Here is a 571-nt window from a genome sequence, read left to right as displayed (position 1 = left end):
CTGAGTCTTTTAAAACGACAAATCCTTCATTGGTCATTTGACCTTTGGAGTTTGCACCTCTTGCTGCATTAATATAAAAAGTATTTCTTACCTCATCTTCAAAGGTTTGGGGTTTTCTAAGCTCTTCAAATATTTTATAACCCAAAGCATTTACCAGCAGCTTTATGTTTTCCAAATACTCTTCCATCTCAGCCTGGTCAGATTCTGAGATTGTAGATCTTGGGGGAACATTTCCATTTTCCAAATCGTATCTATTCACTTTAATGGCTATTTCGTGTAATCTGCTTTCCAAATATTTAATGTGAGCCTTGTTTAGGTTTTCATCTTTGCTTACGAATACAAGAGCTTCGTTCCAAAAATCCTTTGCAGATAAATGCTGATTCAATCTTTTATAAATTCCTTCTGCCTCGCCTATATAAGCAAGTTCTTTGTTCTCTGATTTGTCAGATTTCCCGAACAGTATGTAAATTCCGGTATTTTGTAACTCCGGCCGATCCGAAGACTCTTTTATCTTCTTCCTTGGAATCTTTAAGGCTTTTCCGGTCCAGTTGGATAACTCGCAGGTCATCCT

General features: G+C 37.1%; 1 protein-coding gene. It reads right to left on the bottom strand.

Annotation, left to right across the window (positions count from 1 at the left end):
• A partial coding sequence (locus tag HC175_RS16730) for a GIY-YIG nuclease family protein (protein ID WP_168139497.1) occupies positions 1–571 on the bottom strand: 571 nt, incomplete at both ends.

The sequence above is a fragment of the Salinimicrobium oceani genome, from assembly GCF_012037645.1.
This window is presented reverse-complemented; position numbering and strand designations above follow the sequence as displayed.